Below are 11,488 nucleotides of genomic sequence, written 5' to 3' on the forward strand. Positions count from 1 at the left end.
CAGCACAAAACCAAAACAGATGTGCTGATTCCCATCTACCTGCTCTTTAACCGTAAGCCCGAACAGATCGTGAAAAAGTACCTGAAGAAAGAGGGGCAGGAGCTGTTCGGGAACCTCAGCAATCAGTATGTCAACCGCTGTCTGAAGCAGCTTGCCTTTCTGGCAGGGCTGAAGCGGAATCTGACCTTCCATATGGGACGCCACAGCTGCGCCACTCTGCTGCTGGACATGGGACTCAGCTACGAAGTCGTGCAGCAGATTCTCGGCCATACCAACATCCGCACCACCCAGATCTATGGGAAAGTTCGCAAGGAAGCCGTAAAGAAAGCTCTAAAAGCAGTGCAGTGGGATCGCTAATCCAATTGATCGGGAAGCTTTCTCCGTTTTTCGAAAAGGCAGGAGAATCCGTAAAAGGTTCAGGAGGCACTCTGAAGCTAAAGGATAAGCAAGCATGGCTTTCATAAAGGGAGTTACCTCTTAGATGAGGCGGTAAAAAAAGGTTACTGTTAAGCTGTTGAATTTTGATGAAGGCAAGTCTTTTCAAAAACTTTCATCCCTTTAAGCATACCGGAACTTTACTGCCGGTTTATCTGGTATGCATTCTATTTCTCCCTCAAAAACAAGTAAACCGGCAATATTTTACCGATTTGCTTGTTTATTTGCTTTCTGTGCTTCATATTTGTCTGAAACCGGCAATGAGTTGCCGATAGGCATGAGTTCAACAGAAATTGGTCAAAAAATCAGGGAGCGGCGAAGTTTCCTCAAAATTAAGCAGGAGGACCTGGCGGATATCGCCGGGGTTTCGGAGCGTACCCTGCGGGAAATTGAGAAAGGGACCGCTAATCCGGAATTGAACAGCCTGCTGAAACTTTGTGAGGTACTGGGGCTGGAAGTAAAAATCAGTGTCATCAAATGAGCAGGAAAGCGGAGGTGTATCACAATAAGGTGCTGGCCGGATACCTAGAGAAAACCCTTGCAGGGACTTATATTTTCCGCTACCATCCTGATTATTTTGCAGATCCGGAGGCACCCGCCATTAGCCTTTCTTTCCCAAAGCATCAGCTGGAGTACCAGTCGCCGACTTTATTCCCTTTCTTTTTTGGCCTCCTGTCTGAAGGAGTAAATAAACAAACCCAGTGCCGGCTGCTGAAAATTGATGAACACGACCATTTCAGTCTGCTCCTCAGGACGGCTGGTGCAGATACCATTGGGGCGATTACGGTTAAAACGATAGACGAATGAATTGTCCTGGCTGCTTAAAAGCAAATGAATCAGCTTACTGTAACCGATGCAGAAAGCTCCTCTTTGAAGGCAGGAAGGTAGATCCTTATTTGCCTTTTGATTCTCCATCACATGAATCAACAGATCTATTCCTGGATCATACCAGAAAGATTTCCATTTCCGGGGTGCAGGTAAAGTACTCTCTGAGACTGGAGGGAGACCAGCTGCAATTAACGGATCAGGGGGGGCAGTACCTCCTGAAGCCAGTGCCTGTGGGGCAGTTTAAGCACCTGGACCAGGCACCGGCCAATGAGCATTTGACCATGCAGATTGCCCGGCAGGTTTATCAGCTGAATATTCCTGCCAATGCACTCATTTTTTTCAGGGACGGGAGCCCTGCCTATTTGGTGAAACGCTTTGACCAGAAACCGGAAGGAGGGAGGTTCCTGCAGGAGGACTTTGCCCAGATTGCCCAAATCACTTCCGAATCGCATGGCCTTCACTATAAATACGATTTATCCTATGAAGCCCTGGGTAAATTAATCCGCCAGTATATTCCTGCCTATCGTATCGAAGTGGAGAAATTCCTGCGTCTGATCCTGTTCAATTATATTTTTTCAAATGGAGATGCGCACGTGAAGAACTTTTCGGCTATCCAGACAGTCCAGGGAGATTATGTGCTGACGCCAGCCTATGACCTGCTCTGCACCCGCATTCATTCTCCCAATGAGTCGGATATGGCGCTCTCTTTATTTGAGGAGTTTTCCAAAGCTTATGAAGCTTATGGTTTTTATACCTATGAAGATTTTTATTTATTCGGACAGGGGCTTGGCATCAAACCCTCCAGAGTCGAAAAGATCATTGGAGCCTTTGCGGAAGAGAAGCCCCTGGTAAAAGCCATCATTGACCGATCCTTTTTAAAAGAAGAAATTAAGGAAGAATATTTAAGGCTATACAGGGATAAGCTGACGCGCCTGGAACTAAAGTTTGAGGAGCCAGTGGATAAGTCTATGAAGTAAGACTGTATGGGATGAGGATAGAAGGCAAGTCTGGCTTTGGGCTTCCGTCCAAACTTTCTGCAGGTGCCTACATGGAGGAAAGGCTAACCTGTCCTCCTAGAGCTGAAATCAGCAGCTAAGCTAAATCACCCCTGATAAGGCAGGTTTGCTGCTCCCGCTCCAGCCAAAAGAAAGTTTTCTCCGCAGGCTCCGAACCCTTTCTTTCCGCTTCCACTCTGCACGCCACCAACAGTCCGGGAGCAGCTCCTTTGCTCATTATCATTTTCCTGCCGGCCTGTCCGTGGCTGATCACTGCTCTCCTGTTTATTTTCAGGAGGTTGGAGAAGGGAGTCGAGTTACACATGGGAGCAGACTTCCCCGGAGGTTGTGAAGCAGGCCTATTGGTGGGTGCTCTCGTATAGAACCGAAGCCAGAAAAAAAGTAGACAATAAGATGGAAGGGTAGGTCGAAGGAGCAGGCTGAATTACGGAGTTGAGAAGTTACTCAGGTGAAGCAAAACAACACTCTTTAACACCTGTGATTTCTTATGAAGAGTAGGGAAGGAGGGAAGAGGGTGATGCCTTTATTCTTTCCCCTTCCGGTAGCTGACGGGAATGGAGGCAACCGATTACCTGATAAAACCCGTTGAATTTGACCGCTTTCTGAAGGCCGCTAACAGGGCCTGTAAACAGTATCTTCTGGAGCAGGAGCTTCCTCAGAAGCAGCAGGACGGCCTCTCATCAGGATTTGTTCTTTTAAAGAGTGGTAACCTTTTCCATAAAGTGAAGCTGGAGGAAATTCTTTATCTGGTAAAGGATGGAAACTATGTGGTAGTACATACCACAGGTAAAAAGATCCTTATCAGAATAAATATGAATGATGTCTTCAATCTTGTTCCTGCATCCGCATTTGTTCGTGTACATAAATCTTTTGTAGTAGCTCTGGCGCATATTGATACCCTTGAAGTACACCAGCTGACTATCAAAGGAGAAAAGATACCACTGGGTAGCACGTACCGCGATGAGCTGCTGATGAGATTAAAGCTCGAAAGATGACCTGGAGAAACTTCTCACAGCTTAGAAAGAGAGGTAATAACTATACACTCCGGCTATCTTTTGGGAAAAGATAACCAGTCGTTTTTCAGGAGAATCGGTGGATATGCTTCATGGAATGAAAAGACTCCTGTTACAACAAATACCTTATTCAACATAGGTTTAGCCAGGGAGCAGGGAAGGAGCAGGGCTTCTCTAAAGGAAAGGGAAAAGGGCTGGCGGGGCAGGAAACAGGATAAACAGTATTGGTGTCATTTGATATTGGTGTGCAGGAAGGAAATTATTTATACGGAAATTTTCGTTTTATAAATGGAATGTTCCGTATATTGAGGTAGGGAAAAGAATAAGCCTATGAGCCTGACAACAAAAGATGAATTACTGGTGATTCCGGAGAACCTGGCCCTGGTGCGAAAAGCAGCGGAAGGCCTGGAGGCCAAATATTTTGTGAGCCTGCAAAAACACTCCGGCTTCCGCAAAGATGAGCTGGCGGCCCTGCTGGGACTGGACCCGAAGACGGTGGATAATTACCGGAACGCGAAAAAGAAGTTTAAAAGTGATGCGGCGGAAAAGCTCCTCAAATTGCACCGCCTCTTTGCCCTGGGAGAGGAATTGTTTGGCAGTAGTGAGGAGCTGATGGACTGGCTGGAGATTCCTTCTCCCGGACTGGAAAACCAGCGGCCTATTGCCTTGCTGCATTCAATCTCAGGGATTACGGAAGTGGAAAAGCAGTTGCTGCGCATTGCCCATGGCTATGCTGCTTAGGCATGGAAGTCTACCGTATTGTTTTCGAAAAGTTTGCAGACCGCCTTTTTGCACCCGGCTATTCCGGCCGCTGGAATATGGAGGGGCAGTTTGTCGTGTATACGGCCTCTAACCGCTCCCTGGCTTCCCTTGAAAATATGGTTCACAAAATGGGACAGGGCATCATGGGGGCTTCCTTTGTCATGATGGTGCTGGAGGTGCCGGAGGGAGTTCCCTGTACGGAAATCGCCCGCTCAGCACTACCGAAGGATTGGAAGCTGGAAAGCAGCTACAGCCTGACGCAGCCCCTGGGCGCCGAATGGTATGAGGAGGGAAAGACCCTTTTATTAAAAGTCCCATCGGCGGTGGTGCCAGAGGAGTTTAATTTCGTGCTCAATGCACGCCATCCGGATTTTTCAGCCGTGAAAATTAAAGCGCGGGAGCCTTTCCGCTACGATCACCGCTTTGTGGCCATGGAAAAGGAATTGCTGAAGAAAAATAAAAGCTAAAATAGGTATTCCTCAGCCTGGACTATCGCCGGTGTGTTGGCTCCTGTTTTTGAGCAGCCCCGGGAGAACGGCACGATTTTCAATGATGGGGGCTTCCGGGGAATTTTTGTTAAACCAGTAATTTACTTATGGTTTTTGACGGGTACAGGTGATCCCTTGATTTTTGGTGCAGCAACTTACTTAGGGGTATCCTTTATGCTAAGAACATTGGTGCCTAGTGACCACAGAAAAGGGATGAGCCTTATTAGAAAAGAAAAGTATAATGAGGCTATTAACTACTTTGAGAAGAGTTATTCATTCTTTAAGCAAAATGATTGGGTAGATAAATATCGCTATTTAACTTTATTAAGCTCTACCAGATTGAGCTATAAAGAAATGGCCTTGAATAATATTGCTTTTTGCTATGGTCAGGTAGGTGATGGGGGTAAAGCCAGGGAATATTATGAGAAGACTTTGAATGAGTTTCCTGAAAGCGGCATTGCTAAAGCTGGACTCAGACTATTGAATGCTGCATCAAATATTTGAAGGTTTTTCCCTCTATTCTATACTAAAAGTGCTCTTCATAAAATGCATACTATTAAACTCCAGAAATCCTTAACTTACTTCATTGCCGCAGTCTGGCTGGTGAATGGTCTGTTTTGCAAGGTGTTAAATATGGTGCCCCGTCATCAGCAGATAGTCGAAAGTATATTGGGAGAAGAGTTTGCAGGACCACTAACAATTATAATAGGAATAGCGGAAGTGGGGATGGCGGTTTGGATTCTCAGTGGTATTCAGCCTCGCCTGAATGCAATAGCACAGATTTCAGTTGTTGCACTAATGAATATAATAGAATTTGTAGTAGTGCCTGAGCTGTTATTGTGGGGGAGGTTTAATGCAGTTTTTGCCTTGCTGTTTATATGGGTAGTATATTATAAGGAATTTGGGTTTCAAAGGCAGGTCCCTCAAAAGGTATAGCATGTTTTATCACCTCAAGAATCACCCTTTTCCTGTTGAAGCTTATTTTGAAAGCTCGATTGTTTTAACCTTTGCTGTTCCAAAAGAGGAGCTGGAGCCTCTGATTCCTGCATGTTTAGATTTGGACCTCTACAATGATCAATGGGCATTTATCGCAGTGGCAATGGTTGACACAAAGGGGCTTAAGCCAAAGGCACTTCCCTCTATCTTTGGGAATGATTTTTTTCTGGTAGGATATAGGGTGTTTGTAAAGTACATAAATAAAAAAGGGAAGAGACTCAGAGGCCTCTACATCTTAAAGTCAGAAACAAATAAAAGAAAGATGGAGTGGTTGGGGTGCATTTTTACGCACTACAACTATTCCACCACCGATATACAGCAGGTCTGCCAGCATCAAAAAACAGAAATAAAGTCAAAGAAATCCGATTTTAGTGTTTTGCTTTCTGACGCTTCCCCAGATATTTCTTTGCCACAGGATTCTCCTTTTCCCGACTGGAAAGCGGCCAGAAGATATGCAGGGCCTCTGCCTTTTACTTTTACCTTCCTATCCCCCTCACAGGAGGTGCTGATTATTGAAGGGGTAAGGCAAAACTGGGTACCTCAGCCTATAGAAGTAGTGCACCATCACTTTTCCTATATTGAGTCACTGGGTCTGAAGGGTACTAAATTGGCCAATGCCTTTATTATCAAAGATGTTCCGTATCACTGGAAAAAGGGCAGAACAGAAAGCTGGGGTAAATGAGAAAGCCATTTCAGGGAACATGGAACATCATAAGGTTCAACTGGCATTTTTATGTTGGGTCAGTTGTGCTGGTCTTACTGCTTTACTTCATTGCCCATCTCAGTAGCTCCACCCTTAGCTTCTATCTAATATCCCTGTGCTGGCTGATTCTGCTGGCTTCTATAGTCTCTTTATTAGTTTCATTTTGTGTATATGACCTCTCAAAGCTTTATAGGCTTGACTGGCTGGAGAAAGCAGGGATACAAGAGGAGCAATCCATGGTTAATATTCATGCAGGCTTTGACGAGACCAGTGTGCTTTTAAGGAAAAGATATCCTGATGCACAACTCACGGTACTGGATTTCTATGACCCCATCAGGCATACTGAAATTTCTATAAAGAGAGCAAGAAAGGTATATCCCTTTTTTCCAGAAACATTAAAAGTGAGCACCACAAATTTACCTTTAGCAGATAATGTCGCTGATCATATATTTGTCTTTTTCTCTGCTCATGAAATAAGGGAGATGGAGGAAAGGATAATGTTCTTCAATGAACTCAGGCGAATATTAAAACCATCGGGAAAAATTGTTGTGACAGAGCATTTAAGAGATGTTCCGAACTTTATCGCTTATAACATTGGCTTTTTTCATTTTTACTCGCTAGCATCATGGCAAAAGGTATTCCGTAAGTCTTACCTGCTTGTCCAAAGAGAGCTAAAACACACCCCGTTTGTATCCTCCTTTATACTTGTCAAAAATGGAGCTTCATCTTAAAATAGTCGGTGCTATTCTTATATTGCTGGGCGTGATGCATATCATCTTCCCAAAATATTTTAACTGGTCCAAAGAACTAAGCTCCTTAAGTCTTATCAACAGGCAGATGATGTACATCCATACCTTTTTTATTGCCTTAGTGGTGCTGCTGATGGGCGTTTTATGCCTGACCTCCTCATATGAATTGGCAGGTACCCCTTTAGGAAAAAGAATAGCCTTTGGGCTGGGGATCTTTTGGGTGGTAAGGCTGGTTTTTCAATTTGTCGGGTACTCCTCTAAACTGTGGAAAGGGAAGAAGTTTGAAACTACTGTTCATGTAGTATTTATATTTCTGTGGACCTACTTAAGCACTGTTTTTTTTGGAACCTACTGGCTGTAATAATCGAAATTTTACTACGTGGAGAAGGGATGATAACTTTAAAAATATTATTTTGGATTCAAGTAAAAATAGTTTCCTGCCATCATGCTGATTGATTATATCAATTATCGGGTTTGGAGGTTCGCCAAAACGATTGCCATGGGTCTTTCTGCTGTACCAAGGGCAGCGGGTGTCCTCACCTTCATTTTGCTTTTCTGGACTTCCATTGCACTCGATTTGATTTTTGAGCTGGGAATTAAAAAAGGAACCATGATTCCTTATTTGATCTACTTTGGAGTAGTGCATTACTTATCATACCGATTGTTCTCTGACCCTGAAAGACAGCATAGGACAGAGCAGCGATTAAAAAGTGAATCATGGTTAACCTCAGTTGCATGGAATATAATAGTAGCCATTCTATGCTTTGTAACACTCTTTACATTAGTAGGAGGTAAAATGAATATAGTGTGAGCTTTGCATTCTACTAATGAAAGTAAAAAATAATTATACTGGATTTATTTTCGCTATTGTATTCCTTGCTTTGGGTATTGGAATGATCTCTCAGGACATGGTTGCCATTGGGGTTAATAGTAGGACCCACTCGCTCTCAGGTTTTGGAGGTTCTTTATTGATCTTTGTCGGCATTATTTTCTTAGTAGTAGGCTATTATGGTTTATCTCCTTTCAGCCACCTTAGAAGGATTATAGAAAAAAGCCAGTAAAGGATATGAAAAAAGAAGTAAAAATTCACAAAGATCATTAATCTGTTTTCTCCATTGAGAGAACCTAAAAGATATTTTACATGAACTCCCGACAGGAACTGGTAGAAGTCTGGTCAAAGGCAGCAAGTACATTTAACGCTCAGTTGGAGGGGCCTTTCGATAGCCAGAGCCTTAAGATTGGGATCAAAATGTATACTCCATATGGCATTGTTACAGTCAAAGGAATTGATCAATGGGGATCAGGGGTAAATGAGCCTTCCATTATTCAGACGCAGTTTGAAGTGGCATTTAGTTCATTTCCACCATTTGATTTGACCCTTGAGGAAAATCGCTCCTGAACTGGTTCCAGAGAAGAATTTTTGGAAATGGCATTCCTATGCCTGTGGAGATAGAATCCGCTAAAGAATATTGGGTAAGTACCAATGATAAAGCTATTCTCAAAGCCCTTGAAGCAGGTCCTACGAAACGGCTGTATAGAGAATTTAATGACCTCTACTTAAGAATGGACCAGGAGAAGAAAAGTATGCTGATTACCTTTCCTGCACTCCTTTCAGAAGCAAAAAGACTTAGAAAATTCGTCCAGTATTGCGATGAATTTACGGAAGCTCTAATGAACTGTAAAGCCGAACCTGTCTAGAAGAATGGTTGAATATTTTAAGAAACGTCTCAAGGATAAGTCCAGAAGGGAGCTTTTGGATATTGTTTCTAATCATGGAGCATTTGAATATGATGCAGTAAAGGCGGCTATCCTTCTGCTGGATGAAAATTACGGAGAAAGCCTGCCTCTTCCATTTGAAGAAAAAAAGGTTATTATTATAAAAAGAAAGGAGGATGATCTTACTTATAGAGACTATTTCAGAACATTCTCCTATAGGGAATTAACCTCCGCAGTAGTATTGTCCTTCCTCTTTGCTTCTGTTGTACAACTCCTGAAATATTTAAATACTGTACCAGTAATAGAGGATAATTATACACTTATAATCTTTTTTCTTCCTGTTTTTATCTGTCTTCTCGGCCATGTCTTCTATAAAAGAGAGCATAGAAGGAGGAATTTATTTGTTGGTAGACTGGTGCAAAATCTGCTGACAATTAGCTGTTTTGTGCTTATAATTGGAATAATGTCATTAGTGCTGGGGCACAATGCAGAAGGAAGAGAGGTGGATTTAACTTTAGCATTTGGATTTTTTGTCTGGTTTATACTGGTAGAGATCATCATCTCAGTTTTCCGTAGAATTCTAAAATTATTTGGATGGCACATCTGGTAAAGACAAAATTCTCCATCCTGTCCTTTTCTGTGCTACTTTCTGTACTTGTCACAGCTCTTCAGGCTAGCTTTTACAGGACGCCCACTATAAAGAAGTGGGATGCAGAGGAGCAGCTCACATGGAAAGACTTTAGAGATATACCTGTTCCTTTTAGTCGCTATGCAGCAACAGTTAGCAGTAGGATTCATCTTGACTATAATGAGGAATCTGAGAGATACTTCGCCTATGCAGGACAGAACGATGTGGAGTCATGGGTATATGAAGAAGATGATTACCTTCTAAGACATGAGCAATACCATTTTAATATCACAGAAATCCATGCAAGAAAATTAAATGATTATTTATCGACCACAGGTGATATTTCGAAGGAGGATGCAGAGAATAAACTTTCCGAAATAGGGGAGGAAATGAATTCCATGCAGGAAAGGTATGATGCAGAGACGGACCATAGCCTTAAAGTACCTAATCAGGCTTATTGGGAATTTAAAATAGATTCTTCTTTACAGGCTTATGAAGATAATGGAATCATTACGGATCAGCTTTCTGGTTTATCCATACAGTTCTATAAACCTACCAGCCAAATTTCAGGGATAAATGATAGTACGGTGGCGTACAGAGGATTTACCATGAAGGGCTATAAAATGGCCTTTATGATTGCTTCCTATCAGCATACAGGTGTAACAGAGGAGGGTGTAGAATCCTATTATGATACCTTCCTCAAAAATGATTCGGTGCAGGAGGTTAACAGGAAGTGGGGTTCCATTTGGGGTTACCCATATTTGGAAGTGAATAAAATAAATGAGGAACTCACTCAAGAGTATTGGGATAGAATTTTCCTTTATGGAAACGAGATTTTCTTTTCCAGAGCCATGGCACCCTATGATTCCGTTTACAGAGGGTATGAGCAAATTAAAACCAGCTTTTTTGATGGGATAAGTTTTATAGATTCCAGAGATTACTGGATAAATAAAGCTGCAAAGAAAAAGGGGAAAACTAATTTTGCTCATTCGAGTAGAACCGTATCTGAGGAAGGAGAAGGAATAATTACCTACTGTGTGCAGGAGGCCAGTAACACGTATTTTAAACCTCCCTTTCTGGATGAGGAGGGTAATCTCTATATAGCCTTTGATATTATTGCCCATCCAGAGGATAGCGTGGTTTATAATGCCGCAGTAATAAATGAACAGGAGATGTACAAATGGAAACCTGACTCAGTCGAACAACTGCTGATTTTACCAGATAGTGTATTGCCAGATACTGAATTTGGGTTAGAGTTTGGTTATGTGTTGAAGAAAGACGCTCTAAGTCCTTGTTTTCAGTATTATAAACAATCAGGAAGGATTGCCCCTAATTAGAAGCTGTGTTTTCTCTACTTCTCTTATTTTTAAAACCTGTTTATAAAAAGGAGGGTATCGCTTCTAATATGGATAGGATGTAAAATGCCCGAAAAGAGGAGTAGCTTATCCCCAGCTTGATATCATGTCCTACGGAAAGATTGGTTGGCTTCATTAACCAGCAAATTTGCCCTAATTAATAGTCAGGGCCTGTCATAGCCCATTCTGACCCCAGGAGAACTTTAAGGCCTGCTGAATGTGGCTTTCTTTCCGGGTCGAACAGCACCTTATTAGTGGATTTCGATAAATTAAAAAGGCCGATACGGGTAGGTATCAGGCCTTTTTTGTGTATTGGTTTTATCAAAAGGCCTCAGCTAAAGTCAACTTTTACTAAAGTTTTGATACCCGTTTGATACCCATTTGATACCCAAATACACCGACTATGAAAGCCCTCTACACCTTCGTTTACAACCGGAAAAATAAACTTAATAAAGATGGAGAAGCTCTTGTCCAGATTCAGGTTTATTATCAGCAGAAAAGAAAGTGGATTAGCACCGGTATTTACCTTAAACCAAAAGAGTGGGATGAACGCCGCAGCGAGGTCAGTTACCACCACCCTCGTGCTGATGAACTGAATGAGGAACTGCAGGAATACCTGGGGCAACTCCGCACCCATGAACGTAATGAAGCCAAAGCCGGTCGGCCCCTGATGCTTTCCTCTCTTTCACTGGACCAGCTGCAGGTAAAGGATGCTTCACTGAGCTTTACGGACTTCTGGCATACCTGGGTAGAAACGGATAACCAGCTGGAGTATGAAACCAAACGGGCCCATCGTTCC

Annotated in this window: 22 protein-coding genes; 20 read left to right on the forward strand and 2 right to left on the reverse strand. The window is 42.8% G+C overall.

All coding sequences use genetic code 11. The features are described 5' to 3' along the window. From F752_RS24980 to F752_RS0122880, 4 genes are all read left to right on the forward strand, one after another. Positions 1-357, forward strand: a 357-nt coding sequence (locus F752_RS24980) for a tyrosine-type recombinase/integrase (RefSeq protein WP_017734072.1), incomplete at its 5' end; no start/stop codon positions are given. Positions 358-712: 355 nt separating this feature from the next. Continuing rightward, entirely contained in the window at positions 713-916 is a 204-nt protein-coding gene (locus F752_RS26390) for a helix-turn-helix domain-containing protein (RefSeq protein ID WP_017734073.1), read from the forward strand. Continuing rightward, on the forward strand, positions 913-1,242 hold the full coding sequence (locus F752_RS0122875; protein WP_017734074.1) for a HipA N-terminal domain-containing protein: 330 nt from the start codon (positions 913-915) through the stop codon (positions 1,240-1,242). The genes F752_RS26390 and F752_RS0122875 overlap by 4 nt, the downstream gene beginning before the upstream one ends. A gap of 89 nt (positions 1,243-1,331) precedes the next feature. Further along, entirely contained in the window at positions 1,332-2,240 is a 909-nt protein-coding gene (locus F752_RS0122880; protein WP_236614063.1) for a HipA domain-containing protein, read from the forward strand. Between the two features lie 115 nt (positions 2,241-2,355). Here F752_RS0122880 and F752_RS26150 read toward each other — a convergent pair whose 3' ends face one another. Then, positions 2,356-2,583 (reverse strand): hypothetical protein, encoded by a 228-nt coding sequence (locus tag F752_RS26150; RefSeq protein WP_152425278.1) that lies wholly within the window; start codon positions 2,581-2,583, stop codon positions 2,356-2,358. 250 nt (positions 2,584-2,833) lie between these two features. On the opposite strand from F752_RS26150, the gene F752_RS24985 reads away from it, so the two are divergent. The 15 genes from F752_RS24985 (at position 2,834) to F752_RS25665 (ending at position 10,671) form a co-directional block, all read left to right on the forward strand. Further along, the gene (locus F752_RS24985) at positions 2,834-3,274 is read left to right on the forward strand and encodes a LytR/AlgR family response regulator transcription factor (protein WP_017734078.1); all 441 of its coding nucleotides are present in this window, start codon (positions 2,834-2,836) and stop codon (positions 3,272-3,274) included. A gap of 60 nt (positions 3,275-3,334) precedes the next feature. Then, positions 3,335-3,580, forward strand: a complete 246-nt coding sequence (locus F752_RS0122895; protein ID WP_017734079.1) for a hypothetical protein — start codon at positions 3,335-3,337, stop codon at positions 3,578-3,580. A gap of 42 nt (positions 3,581-3,622) precedes the next feature. Next, positions 3,623-4,033 (forward strand): type II RES/Xre toxin-antitoxin system antitoxin, encoded by a 411-nt coding sequence (parS, locus tag F752_RS0122900; RefSeq protein WP_017734080.1) that lies wholly within the window; start codon positions 3,623-3,625, stop codon positions 4,031-4,033. Between the two features lie 2 nt (positions 4,034-4,035). After that, positions 4,036-4,521: an RES family NAD+ phosphorylase gene (locus tag F752_RS24990; RefSeq protein WP_017734081.1), complete on the forward strand. Its 486-nt coding sequence runs from the start codon at positions 4,036-4,038 to the stop codon at positions 4,519-4,521. A 33-nt stretch (positions 4,522-4,554) separates the two neighbouring features. After that, complete coding sequence (locus tag F752_RS24995) at positions 4,555-5,046, forward strand: tetratricopeptide repeat protein (protein ID WP_152425279.1); 492 nt, start codon at positions 4,555-4,557, stop codon at positions 5,044-5,046. Between the two features lie 42 nt (positions 5,047-5,088). After that, positions 5,089-5,478, forward strand: a complete 390-nt coding sequence (locus F752_RS0122915) for a DoxX-like family protein (protein ID WP_017734083.1) — start codon at positions 5,089-5,091, stop codon at positions 5,476-5,478. 1 nt (position 5,479) lies between these two features. Continuing rightward, the gene (locus F752_RS0122920; RefSeq protein ID WP_017734084.1) at positions 5,480-6,220 is read left to right on the forward strand and encodes a DUF2071 domain-containing protein; all 741 of its coding nucleotides are present in this window, start codon (positions 5,480-5,482) and stop codon (positions 6,218-6,220) included. Next, positions 6,217-6,972, forward strand: coding sequence for a class I SAM-dependent methyltransferase (locus F752_RS0122925; protein ID WP_017734085.1), 756 nt, complete (start codon positions 6,217-6,219; stop codon positions 6,970-6,972). Before F752_RS0122920 ends, F752_RS0122925 begins: the two co-directional genes overlap by 4 nt. Then, positions 6,956-7,351, forward strand: a complete 396-nt coding sequence (locus F752_RS0122930) for a hypothetical protein (protein ID WP_017734086.1) — start codon at positions 6,956-6,958, stop codon at positions 7,349-7,351. The genes F752_RS0122925 and F752_RS0122930 overlap by 17 nt, the downstream gene beginning before the upstream one ends. An 84-nt stretch (positions 7,352-7,435) precedes the next feature. After that, entirely contained in the window at positions 7,436-7,801 is a 366-nt protein-coding gene (locus F752_RS0122935) for a hypothetical protein (RefSeq protein WP_017734087.1), read from the forward strand. 16 nt (positions 7,802-7,817) lie between these two features. Continuing rightward, entirely contained in the window at positions 7,818-8,051 is a 234-nt protein-coding gene (locus F752_RS26395) for a hypothetical protein (protein ID WP_017734088.1), read from the forward strand. An 80-nt stretch (positions 8,052-8,131) separates the two neighbouring features. Further along, on the forward strand, positions 8,132-8,389 hold the full coding sequence (locus F752_RS0122945; RefSeq protein WP_017734089.1) for a hypothetical protein: 258 nt from the start codon (positions 8,132-8,134) through the stop codon (positions 8,387-8,389). A 38-nt stretch (positions 8,390-8,427) separates the two neighbouring features. Beyond that, complete coding sequence (locus F752_RS0122950; protein ID WP_017734090.1) at positions 8,428-8,688, forward strand: hypothetical protein; 261 nt, start codon at positions 8,428-8,430, stop codon at positions 8,686-8,688. Positions 8,689-8,692: 4 nt separating this feature from the next. After that, positions 8,693-9,316: a hypothetical protein gene (locus F752_RS0122955; RefSeq protein ID WP_017734091.1), complete on the forward strand. Its 624-nt coding sequence runs from the start codon at positions 8,693-8,695 to the stop codon at positions 9,314-9,316. Further along, entirely contained in the window at positions 9,301-10,671 is a 1,371-nt protein-coding gene (locus F752_RS25665; RefSeq protein ID WP_017734092.1) for a DUF922 domain-containing protein, read from the forward strand. Before F752_RS0122955 ends, F752_RS25665 begins: the two co-directional genes overlap by 16 nt. Before the next feature lie 175 nt (positions 10,672-10,846). On the opposite strand, the gene F752_RS26400 is transcribed toward F752_RS25665, so the two are convergent. Next, positions 10,847-11,014 (reverse strand): hypothetical protein, encoded by a 168-nt coding sequence (locus F752_RS26400; protein ID WP_017734093.1) that lies wholly within the window; start codon positions 11,012-11,014, stop codon positions 10,847-10,849. A gap of 78 nt (positions 11,015-11,092) precedes the next feature. Here F752_RS26400 and F752_RS0122965 point away from each other — a divergent pair. Beyond that, the coding region (locus F752_RS0122965; RefSeq protein ID WP_026135939.1) for an Arm DNA-binding domain-containing protein at positions 11,093-11,488 on the forward strand (396 nt) is incomplete at its 3' end.

The sequence above is a fragment of the Nafulsella turpanensis ZLM-10 genome (assembly GCF_000346615.1).
GTDB lineage: Bacteria > Bacteroidota > Bacteroidia > Cytophagales > Cyclobacteriaceae > Nafulsella > Nafulsella turpanensis.

Bases quoted from the DNA above. Each gene is read 5' to 3' on its own strand.
- F752_RS24985 (WP_017734078.1), top strand. From the start codon at position 2,834: ATGGAGGCAACCGATTACCTGATAAAACCCGTTGAATTTGACCGCTTT.
- F752_RS26395 (WP_017734088.1), top strand. From the start codon at position 7,818: ATGAAAGTAAAAAATAATTATACTGGATTTATTTTCGCTATTGTATTC.
- F752_RS0122950 (WP_017734090.1), top strand. From the start codon at position 8,428: ATGCCTGTGGAGATAGAATCCGCTAAAGAATATTGGGTAAGTACCAAT.
- F752_RS0122920 (WP_017734084.1), top strand. From the start codon at position 5,480: ATGTTTTATCACCTCAAGAATCACCCTTTTCCTGTTGAAGCTTATTTT.
- F752_RS0122955 (WP_017734091.1), top strand. From the start codon at position 8,693: ATGGTTGAATATTTTAAGAAACGTCTCAAGGATAAGTCCAGAAGGGAG.
- F752_RS26150 (WP_152425278.1), bottom strand. From the start codon at position 2,583: ATGTGTAACTCGACTCCCTTCTCCAACCTCCTGAAAATAAACAGGAGA.
- F752_RS26390 (WP_017734073.1), top strand. From the start codon at position 713: ATGAGTTCAACAGAAATTGGTCAAAAAATCAGGGAGCGGCGAAGTTTC.
- parS (WP_017734080.1), top strand. From the start codon at position 3,623: ATGAGCCTGACAACAAAAGATGAATTACTGGTGATTCCGGAGAACCTG.
- F752_RS25665 (WP_017734092.1), top strand. From the start codon at position 9,301: ATGGCACATCTGGTAAAGACAAAATTCTCCATCCTGTCCTTTTCTGTG.
- F752_RS0122915 (WP_017734083.1), top strand. From the start codon at position 5,089: ATGCATACTATTAAACTCCAGAAATCCTTAACTTACTTCATTGCCGCA.
- F752_RS0122930 (WP_017734086.1), top strand. From the start codon at position 6,956: ATGGAGCTTCATCTTAAAATAGTCGGTGCTATTCTTATATTGCTGGGC.
- F752_RS0122945 (WP_017734089.1), top strand. From the start codon at position 8,132: ATGAACTCCCGACAGGAACTGGTAGAAGTCTGGTCAAAGGCAGCAAGT.
- F752_RS24990 (WP_017734081.1), top strand. From the start codon at position 4,036: ATGGAAGTCTACCGTATTGTTTTCGAAAAGTTTGCAGACCGCCTTTTT.
- F752_RS0122935 (WP_017734087.1), top strand. From the start codon at position 7,436: ATGCTGATTGATTATATCAATTATCGGGTTTGGAGGTTCGCCAAAACG.
- F752_RS0122875 (WP_017734074.1), top strand. From the start codon at position 913: ATGAGCAGGAAAGCGGAGGTGTATCACAATAAGGTGCTGGCCGGATAC.
- F752_RS0122925 (WP_017734085.1), top strand. From the start codon at position 6,217: ATGAGAAAGCCATTTCAGGGAACATGGAACATCATAAGGTTCAACTGG.